Raw genomic sequence first — 19,630 nt, 5'->3', positions numbered from 1 at the left:
ATCGCTTCTTCTTAATCGCTTTTGGCGTCAACGTCATAGGGGATGTTCCTTTCAAGCTGAAAAGTGACACGCATGTCGATAATAGAAAAATACGACACGTGTGTCGCTTTTGTCAAGTCCTCGGTATCGATCGCTGTTTCAAGACTATAATAATTTGGTGATTGATTATTATCGGATATGCTGATATGATAGTTTTCGTAGATTGGAAGAAGAAGCTATTAATTTTCAAAAAATCTGAGGTTCATTGTCAGCAGATAATTTTTGACCACTTCCGACAAGAAGTTGAGGCCAACGGACAGCCGGGTCAAATGCCGATTGGCAACTTTAGTTGCCTTATTGATTGAGTTAAAAGCTCAAATTTTATGAGTTGGTTACTTTACAACCAGTGCATCCGCACACAACTTGTGAAACGGTCAATAAGAGTGGCATAGTGATTATTTGCTATTTAGACTCTGAATCCACCGGGTATATTTTGAATATTAAGAAGCTTCTACTGAAATGTCATTTCACATGGCTAGTAGAGGAGTATGCCGTCAGCGTAGGCTGCGTGCGTGCTTTTTGCTTTTTAATCATGACGAATATATCAAAGCAAGCGATGTGCGCGGTCAAAGCGTCTTCGGCTTGCTTTTTCTTTTGATCGAATTTGGAATGTTAAACAAGAATCTCAAACAGTTAGGGGAAATGGAAAATGGGAAAAGCTCTAATCATCGGTTGCGGCGGCGTAGCTTCCGTCACGATTCACAAATGTGTTCAAAATAGCGAAGTATTCGAGGAAATCTGCATCGCCAGCCGCACGAAGTCCAAATGCGACGCGCTGAAAGCCAAGCTCGACGGCGGCAAAACCAAAATCACGACGGCTCAAGTCGATGCCGACAACGTGGACGAACTCATCGCCTTGATCGAGCAGGTTAAGCCGGACATCGTCATCAACCTGGCATTGCCGTACCAGGATCTGACGATCATGGACGCATGCCTGGCCACCAAAACTCACTACATGGACACGGCGAACTACGAGCCGCACGATACGGCGAAGTTCGAGTACAAGTGGCAGTGGGATTATCGCGAGCGCTTCGAGAAAGCCGGAATTACCGCTCTGCTCGGCAGCGGCTTCGACCCTGGCGTAACGGGCGTATTCTCCGCTTACGCGCTCAAGCACCACTTCGACGAGATCGAGTATATCGACATTCTCGACTGCAACGCCGGTGATCACGGCTATCCGTTCGCTACAAACTTCAACCCGGAGATCAACATCCGCGAAGTTACGGCTAACGGCCGCTACTTCCAGAACGGAGAATGGGTCGAAACGAAGCCGATGGAGATCAAGCGGGTGTACGACTTCCCGGAAGTCGGCGAGAAGGATATGTACCTGCTGTACCATGAAGAGCTGGAATCGTTGGCCGTGAACATCCCGGGAGTGAAGCGGATCCGCTTCTTCATGACTTTCGGCCAGAGCTACCTGACTCACCTGAAATGCCTGGAGAACGTAGGCATGACCTCAATCGAGCCGATCGAATTCGAAGGCAAGCAAATCGTTCCGCTGCAATTCCTGAAAGCCGTACTGCCGGACCCTGCTTCCCTGGGCCCCCGCACGAAGGGCAAGACGAATATCGGCTGTATCTTCAAAGGCAAGAAGGACGGCAAGGAAAAAACGTATTACGTCTATAATGTGTGCGTTCATGAGGAATGCTACGAAGAAGTCGGCTCTCAAGCCATTTCTTACACGACGGGCGTTCCTGCCATGATCGGCGCCATGATGATTCTGACGGGCAAATGGAACAAGCCGGGCGTATACAACATCGAAGAGTTCGATCCGGATCCGTTCATGGACGCTCTGAACAAGTGGGGCCTGCCTTGGCAGGAAGACCTCGCTCCGACGCTCGTCGATGCCGATCCGATTCCGGCGCAAGAAAAAGAACTCGTAGCGGAGCACGTCTAATCGGATGCGATTCGAAGAGCTGCCCACTCCCTGTTACGTTGTCGACGAAGCTCTTCTTGAGAAGAACCTGAAGATTCTTCGCGGAGTCATGGATCGCACCGGATGCAAGATCATTCTGGCGCAGAAAGCCTTCTCGATGTATAAGCTGTATCCTCTGGTCGCCGAGTATTTGAGCGGCGCGACAGCGAGCGGATTGTTCGAAGCTCGTCTGGGGAAAGAAGAACTGGGGAAGGAAAACCACGTCTTCTCGCCGGCTTATCGCGAGGACGAGATCGATGAGATCGTCTCGCTGTGCGATCACATTATTTTCAATTCCTTCTTTCAGGTGGAGAAGTTCAAAGATAAGGCGCTGCAAGCCGGCAAGAAAGTCGGCTTGCGCATCAACCCGGAATGCTCTACGCAGGAGGGTCACGGCCTGTACGACCCTTGTTCGTCCGGCTCCCGCTTCGGCGTGACCTTGGAGCAGTTCCGTCCCGAACTGCTGGACGGAATTTCGGGGCTGCATTTCCACACGCTGTGCCAGCAGAATTCGAACGATCTCGCCACCACGCTGCAAGCGGTGGAAGAGAAGTTCGGAGAATGGCTGCCTCAGATGGAATGGATCAACTTCGGCGGAGGCCACCATATCACCAGGGAAGACTACGACATTCCGCTGCTGGAGACGTGCATCAAGCGCATGCAGGAGAAGTACGGCTTGGCGGTCTACCTGGAGCCTGGAGAGGCCGTAGCCCTCAATGCGGGGTATCTGGTGTCCACCGTCCTGGATACGATGCGCAACGGCATAGACATCGCTCTTCTGGACACTTCGGCTTCCTGCCATATGCCGGACGTGCTGGAGATGCCCTACCGTCCTCCGCTGTTCGGCTCGGGGGAAGTCGGCGAGAAGCCGTTCCTCTATCGACTCGGCGGATCTACCTGCATGTCGGGCGACGTCATCGGCGACTATTCCTTCGATCAGCCGCTCAAGAGCGGCGACCGGCTCGTGTTCGGAGACATGGCGATCTATTCGATGGTGAAGAACACGACGTTTAACGGCATGAGCCTTCCCGCCATCGCCATCCAGAAGAAAGATGGAGATTGCGAGGTCGTGCGCGAGTTCGGGTATGGGGATTTCAAGATGCGGTTGGCCTAACATAGCGGGATTTGAACAAGCCTGACTCTGCGCGCAGAGTCAGGCTTGTTTTGGAATCTGCACTCTCTTCTGCCGCTCAACGCCCGATCAGCCCGTACAGCATCAGCTTGTGCACCTCGCCGATTTTCGTCTGATACTCGGAAGCCATTCCCCATTGCGTCTGCATGCCGGCGATAGCTTGCAGGAACTCCAGCACCGTCTCCGTAGAGATCGAGGCGTCGATTGCCCCCGCCTTGAGGCGCTGGAACGTTACTTTCGATAAGTCCCAGCGCGCCTCTCCTGTCGCTTGCTTATTGAAGCTTGCCTTCGCGCAGCAATTCAACGGACTTGTCGATGCGCCGCTGCCTGGTCTCCGCGCTCTTGGCGCCTTCGATATTCAAAACAAACCGGCGCTTATTGCTGTAGGACAACCGATCGAAGAACTCCCGCGCCTCTGCATGACGATCCAACGCTTCCACGAAATCGGCCGGCACACTTACTTCGCGCGGCGCGTCATCCAGCTCGAGTTCGACTTCGATTTCGTCGCCGGCCTGAATGCCCGCTCCTTCGCGATGCTCCTGACTTACCGGCAACAAGAACCTGCCTCCCATCGACGCTACGGTGCTGCGGTAGGTGTAGGAGCCGATCGTCACTTTGACGGGCGGCTTCTTGCCCGCTCCGAGCGCCTCCACGATTTCGTCGGGAACGTGAATGCCGGTAGCCGTTTTTTTGCTTAATTCGAGCGTTGTTCTGAATTTCATGCCGGAGCCCTCCTCGGTTTATTGTTCGTTGAGATAAAAAGCGATCATCGGCGGCGCAAGCGACTTCGGCTTAACGATATGGGTCTCCCCCGGCAGAACGTTCAGGGCGGCTTGAGGCAGCGTCTCGGAGAGCGCCTTCATCCCGTTCTGCATCCATGCGGGGCTTTTGCCGCCGTACAGGACAAGCGTCGGAAGCTTGACGGCGGACCAGTAATCGGCAGGCAGCGGTTTCCCTCTCTGAAAGCTCTCCGTCAGCAGCGTGTCGTACGGAAGCGTATGCGCAACCGCTTTAAGCTTCGACCATGCAGGCATGAGCGGCATCATCGCCGTGACGATCGCAGGAAGCCCCACGCCTTTTCTCATGAAATGCTTAACCGCCGCTCCGCGTCGATTCGCGGCCAGCAGCTTGTCGAACGTTGCGGCGTAATGGCCCGGCACCGGAAGCCGGCTGCCGTCAACGACGAACGGCGCTTCATACACGACAAGCTTCTTGACCGAAGGGAGACGCTTGGCCGCCTCGAGCGCCAGGGCGGCGCCGGAAGAAATGCCGTACAGGTGCGCCGAGCCTCCCGCTTCTTCGATCAGCGCCGCGATATCCTCGACCTCCCTCTCGATCGCATAAGGCTTTGCTTCGTTACTCTCGCCCCGACCGCGGCGATCGTAGGTATACACGGTAAAATGCGGCAACAGCTCCTTGGCCAGCGGCTCGTTCGGGCCGGACGCCCGATAGCAGAGCGCCCCGTCGACCAAAATCAGGGCAGGCCCCTGTCCGACCTTCGTATACGCAATCGACGTGCCGTCTTTCGAGATAACACGATTCATCGATCCATCCCTCTCTCTCCGAATATCGTAGTGCTTCTCGACGCAGGCATGGCTCAGACCGCCTCGGCGGAAATCCATGCTCGCAGCGATTCTTCCTCACATCTACTTTGACGACGAACGGCCGCTCGAATAATCGACATATCATTAAAACAAACAGAAATATTTTTTCGCAAGGTTCAAACCGGTTAAATTTAATGTATATCGCTTCCTGGATTACAGCCGCGCCCACGAACGTTGAAGAGCATCCGCTTCCAGCGCCATTTGTTTTTGTATGGATACGATGCCGGAAAGCCGGTTAAGCCTCTCTTGGAGCTTCGCGTTCCGGGGTTCATTCTCCAACTGAGCCATGACGGAAAAATACTGCGGAACCTCCCACACGCTTCTCAAGGCCATGCTTAAGCAGAAGCCGTATCTCGCCAATTGTGCGTTCCCCCGCCATCCCGCTTCCCGCAGCCCTTCCAGGTATGCATCGTAAACGGAGGTTTGGAACCTTATGTATTGATCGGGAGGAATGATGCCAAGACTGAGATTCACGCCGTATAGCTTCCCTAAGTCTTCACCGATTCCCGATAGACTCATGAACTGCCAGTCGATCAGAACCAGTCGATTGCCATTCCCTTCTTGTTGAACGAGCAGCATATTCATCTGGCTTAGATCCTGATGCGCCAGTACGCGCGGCAGCTGTTGGAGCGAATCGATCGCGGCGTCCAGGTTTCGCAGGATTTCTTGATACCACGTCCACGTGTGTCGGTCTTCTTCCGTCGATACCCGGCTAGCGTAATCCTCCATATTCGGGGCGTACATGCGGCTTGCGGTCGTCCATGACTTCAGCCACGCTCGGCATATCCACTCCTGATCCGGCAGCGGGCGCAGGCCTGTGAGATAAGCTCCGTTAAACCGGCCTAATTGTCGGGCAATATAAGCGAATTGCTCGACTGTGTTGGCGTACTCCCCCTCTACGTACTCCATCCAAAGCCATACGGTGCCGTCCTGTTGCTCCTCAACCCAAAAGTGTTCTGCCGCGTAGACGGAATCCGGAAATTCCCTCAAAATCCCCGACTCGAATACGAGCGCCTCACGTCGCCAGTAGTTGTGATGTTCTGCGTTATCTTTCTCGGCGGTATCCGGTTTAATGATCTTAAGAATAGCGCACCACGGCTTCAATTCGTTGTCCAGCTTAACCAGGCCATGCAGGCGGAATATACCGGAGGTTGTGAAGTTTGGCGTTTTATAGCCGATATCGTCGCAGGTTACGCTTACAAGCTCAACAGTCGCATTTCCATGGATCGAATAGATGCAGGCATTGATCTGTTCGATCTTGTTTTGTATCGGCAGGCCGGTATTATTTTGAATCATTGGATTCAAGCGCATTCACCTCAACCTCTCTCTTCCTCCATAGCGCGCTCTCGTCCACACCTCTTGGCAGGACCGCTGCTGAAATAACGATACTTAAGTAGCTTCGCGTCGCCTCCGATTCCCGGTACACTATTCGCAAAACCCGTAATCGGAGGTAACGAAACGATGTTGACGAATCGTAGCTTGAAAAACCTGGCGCTCTCTGGCGGCATATCCGCGCTGGTCAATGCATTCGCGTATATCGTGGGGATCGGACTCGTATTCACTTACTTGAGTCCCATTATGGAGGCCGAAGCCGAAGAGTACGTCAAATTTATTGTGGAGCATCAGGCCCTAATGCACGTCTGGCATCTTCTCATTTACCTGGTCGCCGGAGTGGCGATGGTTCCTTTGGCACTCGCGCTGCATGAGAGACTTAAAGACGGAGCCCCCGTATTGATGCGGATCGCTACCGCATTCGGGTTGATCTGGGTCGTCACGGTCATCTCCAGCGGCATGATCATCGTTAACGACCTCGGCATCATCGCCGAGCTCTACGATAAAAATCCGGAACAAGCCCATATAGTGTGGTTATCGCTGTCTGCTGTGGAGGAAGGGCTGGGCGGAGCTCTTGAGCTTCCGGGCGGATTATGGATACTGCTCGTGAGCTGGGCCGGCCTGCTGTCGGGCAATCTCCCAAAGACGTTAAACGTCGGCGGCGTGGTGATCGGCGCGGCAGGGATCGTGACAGTCGTTCCGGCCTTGTACAGCGCGGGATACGTGTTCGGAATAGGCGCGATCTTATGGTTCATCGGGGTGGGAGTGGTCTTGTTGCGCAGCACCGCGCTCTATTCTTCCAGCAGAAACTGAACAATCTCTTCATTAATAATACCTGGCCGCTCATGGTTGATGCCATGCCCTGCGTCAGGTATTATTTTATATCTAAATCCGCCGTCGTCCAATATTCGCATCAAATCTCCTCTCAGATTCATTTGGTGTTCCCCCATCAGAAAGTAAAGCACTCTGTCGCTTTCGAAAACACCTCGATCGCATACCTTCATTCCCAGAACGGCGTACCCGTGAACAAAAAGCGTTCCCCGTTCGCATACCTGCCAAATTCGCGACAGGCAGACTTGTGCACATCTGTCGGTATCCAGACGTTGGCGTCGGGAAGACCGAGAAAATGGATCATCGATGTCAGCCGCGAAGCGATAAAGAATCCTTCTAATTGAACCTCATGGTCATTTGGCAACGGGAAATGCTTCCCATACCATTCGATGTACTGTTGCCTGGTAGAGGGATAAACAAAACAAAATGTGCAGGCCAAGTCATTGAGGAAAAAACCGAACCCGCTCGCGCCGAAGTCTATGGGGCTTGCACCCCCGTCTACGTATACGATATTGCCCGGAATCAAATCGTTGTGCAATACGCCCCAAGTTTGCTTATTTTTAGGAAGCGCATCGAGCATGGCTATCGCTTTCTCCCCGGCGGCATTAAGAATCCTCACATCCTGTTCATCCAATAACCCCTCGCTAACCCGCTGGTTGAGCATGTCCAATGCAACCCGCACGCGAGCGCTATTATAAGTTGGACGAACAAAGGATGACGGAGGTTGCCATGTACTGGCCTGACGGTGCAGCGCAGCGGTCATTTCAGCCGTCGATTTTAATTCCTGCTCGCTGGTGAAGTACGGTTTCTGCTCGCCCGCCACCCAGCCGAGCATCGTGCAATTCGTTTCGTCCACCTGCGTGACATACGATCCTTGTCGATTGCGTTTGGGCACAGGAAGGATCAGACGAGTCTCGCGATTAAGCGCATCCAGCCATACCAACTCGGAGTCCAGCACATCTTGGCGCATCCATATCTTCTCGAGCGTACTGCTTTTGGATTTATGAACACGCAAGCTGTACAACAAGCCGCGATCGTCTTCAACTTTGAAAACCGCGGCGCCGCTCTGAGATATAGGCGATACGGATACCGCGTCTATATCGTACTGAGCAAGCGCATGTCCGGCAATGATGGTATTCTCTATTCTCTTCACACCCTTTAAGAGCCTATGACTCCGTCTTGTTGACGACGGGAATCCAGACCTCCATTTCGTACATCCCGCCGCCTCTATCGTAGGTCATTTCAAACTCGGGGCCGTTAGCGGAATGATAATCGCAGGTTGGAAACCATTCTCCCCCAATGCGTCTCCACAAATGATGAATATCATTTTGCCCGTCAGGGTTGACGCCCGTTGAAAAAACCGCATACGTTTGCGTCGGGATTGGAAGCCGTTCGAACCCTTGCGCCAGACCGCCCTCCGGAAGAAAATACCCGATCATGTAGGAGAATTTTCCTCCCTGATTATTGTAGAGAACCCCATGGATCTGTCCGTGTTCCCCCAACCCTGCAGCGGCACGGATTCGGCCTACGGTTCCGTCGGAAATACACTTCGTCCAAAATTCAGGAATTTGAATGAACGGGGTCTCGCCCTCGTCGTCGATCACGGTTGAAACGCCGAACATTTCAAAACCTTGTTTCTCCTCGATCTTGTAATTAATCTCCGCATCTCCTCGAATCGAAATATGAAAGGATAACCGCGGATAGGCCTTGAGCGAGACGCCTCTGTCGCGCGCTGACATCGGCATCGCGCCGTGCATTTTTTTGAACGCTCTGGAAAATGCCTCAGGCGATTCGTACCCGTACTTGAACGCCATGTCGATAACCTTCGTACCGCTGTTTTGCAGTTCGAATGCCGCCAGGGTGAGCCGTCTGCGCCGAATATACTCCGACAGCGGAACGCTGGCGATAAACGAAAACATTCGTTGAAAATGGTAGGTCGAGCAGCAGGCAATTCTGGCTGCTTGGTCGTAATCGATTTCTCCGGACAGATGTGTCTCTATATATTCCATGGCGTTGTTCATGCGTTTCAGCCAATCCATAGCAATCATCCTTTAATCATTAATTATATGGAAAGCTGAATGACAAAGCCTTGCAATTCATGCACGGAAATATCAGGTTGGCTTAGAGAATCAAGAATCAGATCAGCTTGCCGCCCTGTCCGACCAGTCCGTAGAAGAACAGCTCCAGCATCGGATCGAGTATCCCGGTCAGCTCTTCCGGACTGCGCTCTCCGTCCCAATAGCGGCCCAGCTCGTTCTTGAACATCGTGAAATACAGGATCGCGATCTCTTCCGATTGATCCTGACGAATATACCCTTCTCGTTTCCCCAGGGAGACATATTTCATGAAAAAGGCAGCCGCCTTCTCCTCGCCGTACACCGCGACTTTGCCTCTCCAATCGTTCCAATCGGAGGACGAAGCTATCGCGATCCGATCCGACAGCAGCTTCAAATTTTGCGCCTCTCTGAGCATAATTTCCTTCGTCTTCTCGGGAAAACTCAGCGCCGAATCCAGAATCTCGTCGTACTGCTCCAGCTGCTTGTCCATCCAGTTCATGAGCATTTCGGCGTAAAGCTGCTCTTTGGTGCCGAAGTAATTGTAGATGGTAGCCGGCGAGACTTGCGCCGTCTGGGCGATCTCATTCACGCTGACTTTCTGAAAGCCGTATTTGGAAAACAATTGCAGCGATGCTTGGTAGATTTGTTCGATCTTCTTCTCTTTCCGACGTTCAAAACCGTTCATCTGTGCCACCTCAAGCTTTAGTGTAGCTCAGGTTTTAGAGTAAATCAATTATTCGAGTATAAAACTATTGCAAATCCAGAATGCCGTATTTATAATAATTTTGTAGTCATAATAAACAAATACTCTAAAACTCTATCGTGAACGAGAAATCCATTACGTTGGGAGTGTGTGAAGTGAAGTCCTTACGGATTCCGAAGTCTTTGCATGATATCTTCGGGGAAAGACAAACTGTCGGAGCAATCGCGGCTATCCTGCTCTTCGGCGGCCTGCTTACCGCCGCGTTAGGGCTGCGGTTTCCCGAGCTTACGAATTCGTTGCCGGTGTGGCGCAGCGCCCTGACCTTGGTTCTTATTTTCGATATATTTGCCGGCTGCATAGCCAATTTTACCGCTTCGACGAGCAATTTCTATGCTGCGCGCAAGCGCAATCGCCTCCTCTTCATCGCTGTTCATGTTCATGTCATCCTGGTTGCGCTGCTGTTAAATACGGATATCGGGTATTCGATAGCGGTCTGGTCTTATACGATAGCGGGCGCGTTCGTCGTTAACGCCCTTGCCGGAAAACGATCGCAGTTGTTCGTTGCAGGCCTGCTCTTATGCGCCGGCATCGGCGGCACGTCTTTATTGCCCGATGTGCAGCCCTATATGCTGATCGTGGGCATCCTGTTTATGATGAAGGTTCTGTTCAGCTTCGCAGTAGATCATTACGGCAAAGCGATCGTGAACGACGGACGATGAAACCATATGAAAGCAGGCTGCCGATGTGCTCGGCAGCCTGCTGTCGTTGGGTTACGGCTCCATGTTACAATGCGGTCGGCCGCACCATAATCTCGCTGACCAGCGTATCGTCAGGCTCGTTAATGGCGAACGCGATCGCTCGGGCAATGCTGTACGGAGATATTCCTTTATCGCCGATATGTTTGGCCATCATCTGCACTTCCGGGCTCGTAATGCTGTCCAGAAGCTCGGTTCGCGTCAGGCCCGGAGCAATCAGCGTCGTCCGGATGCCCGATGCCGCCGATTCTTCCAAGCGCAGTCCTTCCGTGATGGCTCTGACGGCGAATTTGGTAGCCGAGTATACAGCACTCGTCGGAGCTACTTCATAACCGGCAGTCGAGGACAGGTTGATCACATGACCGGACTGCTGCTCGCGCATGATCGGCAGCGCCGCCGCGATGCCATACAGGACGCCTTTGACGTTCACGTCGATCATTCGATCCCACTCGTCGACTCGCAATTCATTCAATCTGGAGTTCGGCATAATGCCCGCGTTGTTCACCCATACATCGATTCGACCGTACTTCTGGAGGGCGGTCTGGGCCAGCTTCAGCATGTCTTCGGCAGATACGACATCCGCTGTGACCGAGACGGCTTCGCCGCCGTCTCGGATAATGTCATCGACGATCGCGCGGAGACGGTCCTCTCTTCTGGCCGCCAATACCACCTTCGCGCCGTTCTGGGCGATCAGCTTCGCTGCGGCCTCTCCGATCCCGCTTGATGCTCCCGTAATGACGACAACTTTGTTTTTTATATTTTCCATCCTCAGATGCTCCTTTATACGACATGCGTTGAATATTTAACGGCCGTTGATTAACATTATAGATACAATCGCCGCATACTCAATGGTTAATGGATACGATCCTGTTCCATATTCAACGCCAGCATCTCTATTGTTGATTATCTAAAGGAGCATCGTAACGAATGGAAAACGCCGTTAAAACCGACCGCCGCATTCTGCGTTCCAGACAATCGATCACGAAGGCGTTTCTGGAGCTGTTCTCGGAAAAGGAGTTCGACCAAATCACCATCAACGAAATCGCGGATCGCGCCAACGTGAACCGCGGGACGGTGTATTTGCATTATGCGGATAAGTACGACTTGTTGGACAAGTGCATCGAAGACCATGTCAACGAGTTCATCTCGTTGTGCAAGAACCGGGAAGCGAATCCGGCCGGCCCAGGGATGGTGCACGAACCCCTGCCGGTGTTCGAATATTTTCGCGAGCATTTCCGCTTTTTCTTTGCTATGTTCTCCAATGAAAGAGTCATTCTATTCCGGGATCGGTTGCTGCATTTTTTGTCCGATAATCTGGTTAAAAAGATGGACAGCGGTACCGCGGACGCCGCTGCCGACAAGGAGATTAAAGCGCAGTTTCTGGCCTCGGCCTTCATTGGGGTCGTGGAATGGTGGATTCGTCATCAAATGCCGCATTCCGCGGCATTCATGGCCGAGCAGGTGAAGAATTTATTCGAGAAGAATCAAGTTTATCCGAAGTAAAAAGAGCCGCACCATCACGAGGATGAGGGCGACTCTTAAACCATACGTTCTAGGAATCAAGCTCCGTATAGACTTGAAAGGTCACGCCGAATTTGTCCGTTACATCGCCGAACCCGGCGCTGAAAACCTCTTCTTGAAACGGAATATTGACTTGGCCATCCTGCCGCAAAGCTTCAAATATCTTTTTCGACTTGTCCACGCTGTTCGTTGTAATGCAGATGGTCACCCGCTTCCCGGCGCCAATAGGCGAACCGCCCGGCGCATCCGAAATCATGAGCTCCGATTCACCGATCTTCAGCTTGGCATGCGCCACAAGGCTCTTCAGATCGTCTGTGAACGTACTCGGCATGTTGGGCATTTCCCCGTAAGTCGCAACGGAGAGAACCTCCGCGCCAATGGCTTGTACATAAAACTCGATCGCTTCCTTCGCGCGTCCTTCCACCGTAATATAAGGGGTTAGCTTAAGCGTCATCGATTATTCCTCCTCAGGTTTGAGTTGATTCATAAGTATAGACGCTCCGGCCTCTGCAAATTCATCGGCGCTCCACAACACAGGCGCCCTATTGGGCGCCCGTGTTTGTTGTATTTACGATTCTTCCGTATACTTCTTGAAACTGTCCAAAATCGCCTGCCAACCGGCTTGCTGGAATTCGACGGGATGGGTGCTCTCGGCGTCGAAAATTTCAACAACCTTCGTTTCGTTTCCTTGCGCCGCGAAGGTGATGTCGACCTTTCTTCCGTCCTCCAGCGTGTACGAAATGGCCTCATGCTGCTTCACCGCATCGTAGACTCCGGCAAAATCGAAGCCCATGCTGCCATCCTTCGCTTCCAGTCTGGTCAGAAACTTGCCGCCGGCCTGCAGGTCGTTCTCCGCTCTTGGCGCATGCCACTCCTCCGAAGGCTGATTCCACTTCGTGATGTGGGCCGGCTCGGTCCAATACTTCCACACTTTTTCTACGGGAGCCTGAATAACTGCTTGCACGGTCACTTTCGTCGATTGATTCGTTTCCATTTTGAAGGACACCTCATTCATTATTGTCGTATTTTTTTGATTCACACTTCTATAGACGACGCCGGATTCCAATATTCATCGGTCTATTCGTTCAGGAAGCCCGAATCGGGAAAATAATTTGGAATGAATGAAAATTTGGGAGTGGTGTATTCTCTTGTCCTTCATCACGACGATGTGAATCCCCCAAGGCACCAGGCAGGGTTCTTCGCCGCTTGGCACATACTGCGCGAATGCGGGATACCCGCCATTGGCCGTAACCGGCAAAAACCTGGACCCTTCGCAATGCCCGCGAGTAAGCGAGAAAAACTTGGACAAGTCGTCTTGTCCCTGTACCCACATGGCGAAAGGCGGCATCGACAGACGGCCTTCCTCATGGAACAACGATACCAGCGCCTGGATATCAAATTGTTCGAAGGCTTCCACGTACCGGGACAACAGCTCACGATCCGGTTCGGCCTTCATCATGTCCAGCTCGTCGGATTGAAGCTTCTCCCGTTCCATCGTTTCTCTGGCTCGTTGCAGGGCGCTGTTGACCGCGGCCGGCGACATTCCTAACGTTTCCGCGATCTCTTTGGAAGACCATTCGAACACGTCCTTCAAAATCAGAACCGCACGCTGGCGGGGAGGGAGCATTTGGAAGAGAGTGATAAAACAGAGCTGAAGAGTATCTTTGCGAATGAGACGATCTTCCGGACTGTCCGAGAAGTCAGGGGCCGGCCAAATCCAAGAGGAATCGGGCAATGTTTCGCGGGGCACGTCGATCGATGCCGCAGGGGCGAATAGATCAACGGGACGAACCCGGCGTTTGGCCTGCCTCAGCTTGTCCAGGCATAAGTTGGATGCGATGCGATAGATCCATGTTTTGGACGAGGATTCCTGCCGGAACGTATTCCAATTCTGCCATACGCGAATAAAGGTTTCCTGAACGGCATCGTCCGCGTCATCGATAGATCCTAGCATTCTGTAACAGAACGATGTCAGCTCCGGCTTTAAGCTCTCGAATAGCTGAAGCTCTGATGCGGTTTCGTTCATCTTGGCCTCCTTGGGACAGGCGAACCCTTATGCCTGAATGCCTGGATTTACTGCTATTATTAGCATAATACTTCAACGGTAAATCCTCCAGGCGCTTCTACGTAAAACGTATATCCATGCGCATGCTGCGGAGGGTCCACTTCAAAACCGTCGTCCTTTAATCGTTGATTGATCAGGTTCACTTGCTCTTCGCTCTCCTGAGGGAAGCCGATATGGAACGTTTCCGGATATTGCACGTTTTTTCCCTTCATCAACGTCAGAACGAAGCCTCCTTCGTCGAACATGGCTGCGAATGCGTTCCCTCGGCTTCCTACGCATTTCATGCCAAAGTATTTCTCCAAAAACTCGCGTGAAGCAGACACATCCGTCACCGTCAGATTCAAATGATTTAGTTTCATCATCCGCATCCTTTCTTTTTCACTTTGAGACTGGATCATACGTAGTCTGAGCCTCTTCCATGATTATACATCCACGGAACCAAGGGACGAAACCCGGCAATGTGAAAAGAGTGTTATCCGATACTCGTGCCTTCTTCAAACCCTCCCACGATCCTCATATTCAATAACATTTGGCAAGAGCTCCATCCTCTCTTCTAATCGATCGGATTCATTTTCCATCTTCTATTCTGTCCGCATATCGTATCACATTCAAAAATCAGGCAGCAGGGTCCAATATCCCAGCTTATCGGACGACATATGTCTCCGTAGCTAAAGCAGCTCTGCGTGCATGTAAAGGGAAAGGAGTAAACAAATCGCAAAAAATATCAACAAATTAAAATTGCGATACCGTGGATCTGGTTTACGATTAAAAGTAAGTCACCGGAAGGGGTAGATCGATATGGGTACCTGTAAAATCATTAACGCCAGACCGAAGCTGATCGACGACGTTCTAATTAATCCGGGTATCGGATTTATGACCTTTCAGCGGTTTAACGGAGATAAGCTGAACGAAGGAACAGGGTGGACCGAAGGGTCTCCGATTGTGTATCAGGACTTCGACGGCAATTTGGAAAACGAGAACCATCCGGCAACGACGATCGCTTATTTCAGAGTCTATTGGAAATACATGGAGCCGGAGAAGGGCAACTATCGCTGGGATTTGATCGATCATGCGATTGCGACGGCCCGCCAGCGCAAGCAAACCCTATTGCTTCGCATAGCTCCGTACGGCGCTAATGATAAAGAAGATGTTCCTGCGTGGTATCGCGAAGCGTTGGGGGCGCCGCCTCCAAGGTTCGATGACGGTCCGGGTTGGATGGTCGATCCCGAGGACCCGACTTACGCCGAACATTTCGGACGCTTTATTCGCGCTCTGGGCAGTCGGTATGACGGTCACCCGGACATGGAAAGCATCGATCTGTCCATCGTCGGCTCGTGGGGAGAAGGCATCGGCTCCAATCTGTTGAGCCAGACAGCGAGAGAGGCGCTGGTCAGCGCGTATACGGACTCCTTCAAAGAAACGCCGCTCATCATGCTGCTGACCGACGACAAGACGAACGGCTTCGGGCTGTCCCGGGCCAATGTCGGTTGGCGCGTCGATTGCCTCGGAGACGTGTGCGGCAAAGCATGGGACCATGTAGACGACTGGTCGCATATGCACGATTATTATCCGCAGCAGCTTATCCGCTCGGGCATGCAGGACGCTTGGCAGAAGGCCCCCGTTTCATTGGAGGTTTGCTGGGTCATTCAACACTGGAAGGACAAAGGATGGGATGTCGATTATATTATCGACCAATCGCTGAAATGGCATATTTCTTCCTTCAACGCCAAATCGTCGCCGGTTCCGAAGGAATGGGAGCCGCATATCGACCGCTGGCTGAAACGGATGGGCTATCGCCTCGCTTTGCGCAAGCTCTCCTTCCCTGAAGCGGTGAAGCCGGGCGGCAAGCTTGCGTTCGCTTCCTGGTGGGAGAACCTGGGCGTCGCGCCTTGCTACAAGAAGTTCCCGCTCGCGCTGCGTCTGAAAAACGATCAGTATCATAAGGTTTTCTTCACGGACGCCAATATCAATCAGTGGCTTCCGGGCGACAGCATCTACGACAACGCGATCTGGATTCCGGCGGATATGCCTCTGGGGCATTACCAGTTCGAAATTGCGATTCTCAATCCGCATACCGGCCAGCCGGCTATTCAATTGGCCAATACCGGGCGGCAAGAGGACGGTTGGTACGCGCTCGGCAATGTGGAAGTGCAGCTTGAGCTGGAATCTCCCGATGTGAGCGAATATTGGAAATTGCCATTCTAATCCCTCGACGCGATCCTGCAAAAATGATAAGCGGGGCCTATCCGACACGTTCTTAATCGGATAAGCCCCGCTTGTTTTCACCGCGTTCACAGCTCGTGCTGATACCCGACTCGGTCGACGAAAATGCGATTTTTGTAATCGGCCGGGCCGTAGCCCGTATGCTGCTTAAACACCCGGCTAAAATGCTTCCAGTTGCTATATCCCACTTGACTGGCTACCTCGTACACCTTAACGCCGGGCTCCGCCAGCAGCCGCTTCGCCTCTTCAATCCGCAGCCTGGTGATATATTCAATGAACGTCTCGCCGGACTTCTCGCGAAATAGCTTGCTTAAATATTGCGGGGTAACCAGCGTCTCTTGACTGACTTCTGTCAGATTAACGGGGTGCTGCAGATGGGCTTGAATATATTTCTTGGCGCGGGCCAACACTTTCCCTTCCTGTCTGGCGGGGTCGAGTCGAGCAAGCGCGCCTTGAATCCATTCCATCAAGCCCTTCCTTAACGAGCTGGGGCGGCTCGACCACAGCAGGCTTTCAAGCGTCCGATTCATGAGGGACATGCTTGTCCCGTCGGCGGAAGAGAGGTCGACCTGCCAGCGATGGTGAACGAGGAACAAGAGACGCTCCAGAGACAGGAGCAGCACACTCACGCTGCCCTCCTGTACGCACCTCTCGATTAGCGCCTCGATTTCCTCAACGATGGAATCCGAGTCTTTAATCTCCAACGCCGCCTCCAGCTTCTCGCTCGCATGGTGATGCTTCGCCTCCTGAATGTCCTCCCCCCGATATATGTCGCTGCCCAACAGCACTCTGGAAAACAATGCCTGCTGCGCTCGGACGAAAGCCAGGTCTATCGGCATCTCTTCGGAGGATTGCACCTCCTGTCGAACGGGCTCTGATAAGCCGAAGCTGACCGGCACCTTCACCCTTTCCCGGCAGAAATGATGGACTCGCTGCGCGAATTCGGCAAGCTTATTCCGAAGCTCATGTTCGCTCCCCGCCGCGAGCCCAAAGGAATAGCGGAAAGGAACCGCCGAATCCCCGGTCAGAAGGTAAATGCCGCCAAGCTCCCTCGCCGCCTCCGAGTGCACCTTGGCCAGCATCCACTGCAGCATCGGTTCGCCGCCCAACTCCCGTACCCGCTCCTCCGGCAGCTCGTCGGCGCCGCAAAGGGCCACAGCTTTCCATTCCCCATTCTCCCGGAGAGCGCGGAATTCGTCGCGGGTCAGATAGAGAGGAGGCTCCTTCTCCTTGTTCGTCCGCTCGATCAACCGCTCGACGATCCCGAGAAGCTCGCGCTCCTCCACCGGCTTGAGCAGATAGTCGAGCGCGCCGTAACGCATCGCTTCGCGAGCATACGAGAAGTCGTCATAGCCGCTTAGAATGATGAAAGCGATCGAAGGATTGGCCGTACGAATATGCCGGATCAGCTCCAAGCCGTCCATCCCCGGCATACGAATATCGGTAATAATCAGATCTACCGGCCCGCTGCCGGCCACGATCATCGCCTCGCGGCCGTCGTTCGCCGTCCCGACGATTTCGATCCGGTCGGCTAACGCCGAGCCGATCAGCAAATGGCGGATGCCGTTGCGGATTTCCTGTTCATCGTCAACGATTAGGATTCGCATGTTTAAGCTTCCCCTTGTTATGCGGGCGGACCGGAAAGCGAAAGCTGACGATCGTCCCGACTTCTTGATGGCTTTCGATATGGAGCTCGGCCGAGGGACCGAACAAAAGCTGAAGACGCTGGTAGACGTTGGCGAGCCCGATTCCGCCCTGCCGGTTGCCCGAGAAGGCGCCCATCTCGGCAATCACCTGCTCCAGCCGCTCCGGCGACATTCCTTTGCCTTCGTCGATTACGTCTCCTGTAATGAACCCATCCTCGACGCCGATCCGAACCGTCAGCGCAATTGAATGATCGAACGAGGAGACGCCGTATTTCAAAGCATTTTCCACCAACGGCTGCAAAATCATATAAGGGATCGAGTGCTTCTCCACTTCCGGGTCCACCTCCAGGTCAACGGATAGCCGATCCCCGTAGCGAAGCTTCTGCAGACTCAAGAATTTGTTCAGAAATTCGAGCTCGGCCGAGAACGGAATGGCATCCTGCTCCTGGGCCGCTTGGTAGCGCAGGACGTGCCCGAGCGAGACCAAGCCCTGTTCCCCGTTCTCGTGTCGGCCCGACTTGTAGGTCATCCGGATCGTTTCCAGCGCATTGTGGATAAAATGAGGGTTGATCTGACTCTGCAGCGCCTTGATCTCGGCCTCCTGCTTTAGCACTTTCTCATGCGTGATTTCGCCGAACAAGCCGTTCATCCGCTTGATCATGTTCTGGAACGAATTCGACAGATGCCCGACCTCGTCCAGCCGATCTACGTCAGGCGGCTTGTCCAAGTGTTGAAGATCCAAATGCTTGATCCGATCGCTCAGCTTCCGAAGAGGCTTCGTAAACCCGTACGCGATGGCAAGCGCCAGCCCGAACACGATCAGAATTCCCGATGCCACGACGGCGTACGTCCAAAATTTGATCCGGTAAATTCCTTTACTCAGATTCTCGCTTGGAATCAGGCTGACGACCTTCCAGCCCGAGTCGGACGACCAGTTGTAGCTGAACAGATACGGCTTGTCCTCCAGCTCGAGCTCGAACGAATCCGCACCGACCGGTCTCTCGCCCCAATCGAAGCCGTAAGAGCGATTCCACGCTTGGCCGATCACCGACGGATTGGTCGAAAATACGATATGGTTGCGGTGATCCAGCACGTACACGATCGAGCCGGCTCCGAAATTCACCTTCCTGATCATCGCGCTGATCGCCTCGATCGAACCCGACACTTGAATGACGCCGTCGATACGGTGTCTCTTCGCGCTTTGTACCGGCTGTACGATCGAGAAGACGTACGGACGGCCCGTGACCGTCTCGTCCTGGTAGGTCCCCCAGACCGTCGGCGCGTAATATTCCGTATCCAGCTCCCCGTACCAGGGCTGATCCTTGTAGTTCCGCTCGACCCACATGCCTCCGCCCTTGGTTAAGAGGTAAGCGTCCCCCGCCAACGAGTAGAAGGTGATCGATTGCAGATTTTCTCCGGTTCTGAAATTCAACCGATTCAGAACGGCATGAAGATCCAAGGTGTATTCCAGCGAACGCGTGACCGCGGGATCGTTGGCGGCGCGCAGAACCCCCAATGCGTCGCTCTCCCCAGGCATATAGAAGATCGACTGGGGCACCATCAGCAGCTCGTCGACATAGCCGTCGATACGGGCGCCGACCTGCTCCAGAACCTGCGGAACGAAATCTCCGACCTGGGTTTCCATGCTATTGCGGTAGACCGAATAAGAGCTAAGACCGATCAAGAGAATGAAACAGGTTACAACCAGCGAAAAAACGAGAGAAATCTTCGCGAATAACGGAAGATTTCTCATCTTGAAGCGGCGCCATTTCCTCAATTGCCCACAGCCCCTTAGCAGCGGCGATCC

19 protein-coding genes and 1 pseudogene are annotated in these 19,630 nt (G+C 53.2%); 6 read left to right on the top strand and 14 right to left on the bottom strand.

The window, feature by feature from the left end; translation table 11 throughout:
* Window positions 1–688 precede the first annotated feature (688 nt).
* On the top strand, window positions 689–1,936 hold the full coding sequence (locus B0G52_RS27005; RefSeq protein ID WP_094049123.1) for a saccharopine dehydrogenase family protein: 1,248 nt from the start codon (window positions 689–691) through the stop codon (window positions 1,934–1,936).
* Window positions 1,937–1,940: 4 nt separating this feature from the next.
* Window positions 1,941–3,068, top strand: coding sequence for a carboxynorspermidine decarboxylase (gene nspC, locus B0G52_RS27000; RefSeq protein ID WP_094049121.1), 1,128 nt, complete (start codon window positions 1,941–1,943; stop codon window positions 3,066–3,068).
* Window positions 3,069–3,144: 76 nt separating this feature from the next.
* Here nspC and B0G52_RS26995 read toward each other — a convergent pair whose 3' ends face one another.
* The 4 genes from B0G52_RS26995 to B0G52_RS26980 form a co-directional block, all read right to left on the bottom strand.
* A complete protein-coding gene (locus B0G52_RS26995; RefSeq protein WP_094049119.1) occupies window positions 3,145–3,390 on the bottom strand; it encodes a hypothetical protein in 246 nt (81 codons plus the stop codon).
* Entirely contained in the window at window positions 3,359–3,808 is a 450-nt protein-coding gene (locus tag B0G52_RS26990) for a YdeI/OmpD-associated family protein (protein ID WP_094049117.1), read from the bottom strand. The genes B0G52_RS26995 and B0G52_RS26990 overlap by 32 nt, the downstream gene beginning before the upstream one ends.
* Before the next feature lie 18 nt (window positions 3,809–3,826).
* A complete protein-coding gene (locus B0G52_RS26985) occupies window positions 3,827–4,630 on the bottom strand; it encodes an alpha/beta fold hydrolase (RefSeq protein ID WP_094049327.1) in 804 nt (267 codons plus the stop codon).
* A gap of 213 nt (window positions 4,631–4,843) precedes the next feature.
* Window positions 4,844–5,986 carry a phosphotransferase gene (locus tag B0G52_RS26980; protein WP_233163120.1) on the bottom strand — a complete coding sequence of 381 codons (1,143 nt, stop codon included), beginning with the start codon at window positions 5,984–5,986 and terminating at the stop codon, window positions 4,844–4,846.
* A 165-nt stretch (window positions 5,987–6,151) separates the two neighbouring features.
* On the opposite strand from B0G52_RS26980, the gene B0G52_RS26975 reads away from it, so the two are divergent.
* Window positions 6,152–6,835, top strand: coding sequence for a DUF4386 family protein (locus B0G52_RS26975; protein WP_094049113.1), 684 nt, complete (start codon window positions 6,152–6,154; stop codon window positions 6,833–6,835).
* 406 nt (window positions 6,836–7,241) lie between these two features.
* On the opposite strand, the pseudogene B0G52_RS36735 reads toward B0G52_RS26975, so the two are convergent.
* From B0G52_RS36735 to B0G52_RS26955, 3 genes and pseudogenes are all read right to left on the bottom strand, one after another.
* Window positions 7,242–8,006, bottom strand: a pseudogene (locus B0G52_RS36735) (phosphotransferase enzyme family protein); the annotation flags it as partial.
* Window positions 8,007–8,019: 13 nt separating this feature from the next.
* Window positions 8,020–8,892, bottom strand: coding sequence for an AraC family transcriptional regulator (locus B0G52_RS26960; RefSeq protein ID WP_094049109.1), 873 nt, complete (start codon window positions 8,890–8,892; stop codon window positions 8,020–8,022).
* Between the two features lie 97 nt (window positions 8,893–8,989).
* Complete coding sequence (locus B0G52_RS26955) at window positions 8,990–9,595, bottom strand: TetR/AcrR family transcriptional regulator (RefSeq protein ID WP_094049107.1); 606 nt, start codon at window positions 9,593–9,595, stop codon at window positions 8,990–8,992.
* Window positions 9,596–9,768: 173 nt separating this feature from the next.
* On the opposite strand from B0G52_RS26955, the gene B0G52_RS26950 reads away from it, so the two are divergent.
* Entirely contained in the window at window positions 9,769–10,332 is a 564-nt protein-coding gene (locus B0G52_RS26950) for a hypothetical protein (RefSeq protein WP_094049105.1), read from the top strand.
* A gap of 64 nt (window positions 10,333–10,396) precedes the next feature.
* Here the strand turns inward: B0G52_RS26950 and B0G52_RS26945 are convergent, their stop codons facing one another.
* A complete protein-coding gene (locus tag B0G52_RS26945) occupies window positions 10,397–11,134 on the bottom strand; it encodes an SDR family oxidoreductase (protein WP_094049103.1) in 738 nt (245 codons plus the stop codon).
* 161 nt (window positions 11,135–11,295) lie between these two features.
* Here B0G52_RS26945 and B0G52_RS26940 point away from each other — a divergent pair, with 161 nt between their 5' ends.
* A complete protein-coding gene (locus tag B0G52_RS26940; protein WP_094049101.1) occupies window positions 11,296–11,871 on the top strand; it encodes a TetR/AcrR family transcriptional regulator in 576 nt (191 codons plus the stop codon).
* A gap of 49 nt (window positions 11,872–11,920) precedes the next feature.
* Here B0G52_RS26940 and B0G52_RS26935 read toward each other — a convergent pair whose 3' ends face one another.
* From B0G52_RS26935 to B0G52_RS26920, 4 genes are all read right to left on the bottom strand, one after another.
* A complete protein-coding gene (locus B0G52_RS26935; protein ID WP_094049099.1) occupies window positions 11,921–12,343 on the bottom strand; it encodes a VOC family protein in 423 nt (140 codons plus the stop codon).
* A gap of 114 nt (window positions 12,344–12,457) precedes the next feature.
* Entirely contained in the window at window positions 12,458–12,883 is a 426-nt protein-coding gene (locus B0G52_RS26930) for an SRPBCC family protein (protein ID WP_094049097.1), read from the bottom strand.
* A gap of 75 nt (window positions 12,884–12,958) precedes the next feature.
* Window positions 12,959–13,915 (bottom strand): sigma-70 family RNA polymerase sigma factor, encoded by a 957-nt coding sequence (locus B0G52_RS26925; RefSeq protein ID WP_094049095.1) that lies wholly within the window; start codon window positions 13,913–13,915, stop codon window positions 12,959–12,961.
* A gap of 59 nt (window positions 13,916–13,974) precedes the next feature.
* Complete coding sequence (locus tag B0G52_RS26920; protein WP_094049092.1) at window positions 13,975–14,313, bottom strand: VOC family protein; 339 nt, start codon at window positions 14,311–14,313, stop codon at window positions 13,975–13,977.
* 439 nt (window positions 14,314–14,752) lie between these two features.
* Between B0G52_RS26920 and B0G52_RS26915 the strand changes: the two genes are divergently transcribed.
* Window positions 14,753–16,159 (top strand): DUF4832 domain-containing protein, encoded by a 1,407-nt coding sequence (locus B0G52_RS26915; RefSeq protein ID WP_094049091.1) that lies wholly within the window; start codon window positions 14,753–14,755, stop codon window positions 16,157–16,159.
* A gap of 86 nt (window positions 16,160–16,245) precedes the next feature.
* Here the strand turns inward: B0G52_RS26915 and B0G52_RS26910 are convergent, their stop codons facing one another.
* Window positions 16,246–17,784: a response regulator transcription factor gene (locus B0G52_RS26910; protein WP_094049089.1), complete on the bottom strand. Its 1,539-nt coding sequence runs from the start codon at window positions 17,782–17,784 to the stop codon at window positions 16,246–16,248.
* On the bottom strand, window positions 17,765–19,600 hold the full coding sequence (locus B0G52_RS26905) for a cache domain-containing sensor histidine kinase (protein ID WP_094049087.1): 1,836 nt from the start codon (window positions 19,598–19,600) through the stop codon (window positions 17,765–17,767). The genes B0G52_RS26910 and B0G52_RS26905 overlap by 20 nt, the downstream gene beginning before the upstream one ends.
* Window positions 19,601–19,630: the final 30 nt, after the last annotated feature.

It is taken from the genome of Cohnella sp. SGD-V74 (assembly GCF_003001675.1).
Lineage (GTDB): Bacteria > Bacillota > Bacilli > Paenibacillales > Paenibacillaceae > Cohnella.
Note: the sequence above shows the minus strand (reverse complement) of the source record. Positions and strands in the feature narration are given on the sequence as shown.

Excerpts from the sequence above, each read along its gene's own strand:
- B0G52_RS27005 (WP_094049123.1), top strand. The coding sequence starts at position 689 with ATGGGAAAAGCTCTAATCATCGGTTGCGGCGGCGTAGCTTCCGTCACG.
- nspC (WP_094049121.1), top strand. The coding sequence starts at position 1,941 with ATGCGATTCGAAGAGCTGCCCACTCCCTGTTACGTTGTCGACGAAGCT.
- B0G52_RS26990 (WP_094049117.1), bottom strand. The coding sequence starts at position 3,808 with ATGAAATTCAGAACAACGCTCGAATTAAGCAAAAAAACGGCTACCGGC.
- B0G52_RS26985 (WP_094049327.1), bottom strand. The coding sequence starts at position 4,630 with ATGAATCGTGTTATCTCGAAAGACGGCACGTCGATTGCGTATACGAAG.
- B0G52_RS26980 (WP_233163120.1), bottom strand. The coding sequence starts at position 5,986 with ATGATTCAAAATAATACCGGCCTGCCGATACAAAACAAGATCGAACAG.
- B0G52_RS26975 (WP_094049113.1), top strand. The coding sequence starts at position 6,152 with ATGTTGACGAATCGTAGCTTGAAAAACCTGGCGCTCTCTGGCGGCATA.
- B0G52_RS26960 (WP_094049109.1), bottom strand. The coding sequence starts at position 8,892 with ATGGATTGGCTGAAACGCATGAACAACGCCATGGAATATATAGAGACA.
- B0G52_RS26955 (WP_094049107.1), bottom strand. The coding sequence starts at position 9,595 with ATGAACGGTTTTGAACGTCGGAAAGAGAAGAAGATCGAACAAATCTAC.
- B0G52_RS26945 (WP_094049103.1), bottom strand. The coding sequence starts at position 11,134 with ATGGAAAATATAAAAAACAAAGTTGTCGTCATTACGGGAGCATCAAGC.
- B0G52_RS26940 (WP_094049101.1), top strand. The coding sequence starts at position 11,296 with ATGGAAAACGCCGTTAAAACCGACCGCCGCATTCTGCGTTCCAGACAA.
- B0G52_RS26935 (WP_094049099.1), bottom strand. The coding sequence starts at position 12,343 with ATGACGCTTAAGCTAACCCCTTATATTACGGTGGAAGGACGCGCGAAG.
- B0G52_RS26930 (WP_094049097.1), bottom strand. The coding sequence starts at position 12,883 with ATGGAAACGAATCAATCGACGAAAGTGACCGTGCAAGCAGTTATTCAG.
- B0G52_RS26925 (WP_094049095.1), bottom strand. The coding sequence starts at position 13,915 with ATGAACGAAACCGCATCAGAGCTTCAGCTATTCGAGAGCTTAAAGCCG.
- B0G52_RS26920 (WP_094049092.1), bottom strand. The coding sequence starts at position 14,313 with ATGAAACTAAATCATTTGAATCTGACGGTGACGGATGTGTCTGCTTCA.
- B0G52_RS26915 (WP_094049091.1), top strand. The coding sequence starts at position 14,753 with ATGGGTACCTGTAAAATCATTAACGCCAGACCGAAGCTGATCGACGAC.
- B0G52_RS26910 (WP_094049089.1), bottom strand. The coding sequence starts at position 17,784 with ATGCGAATCCTAATCGTTGACGATGAACAGGAAATCCGCAACGGCATC.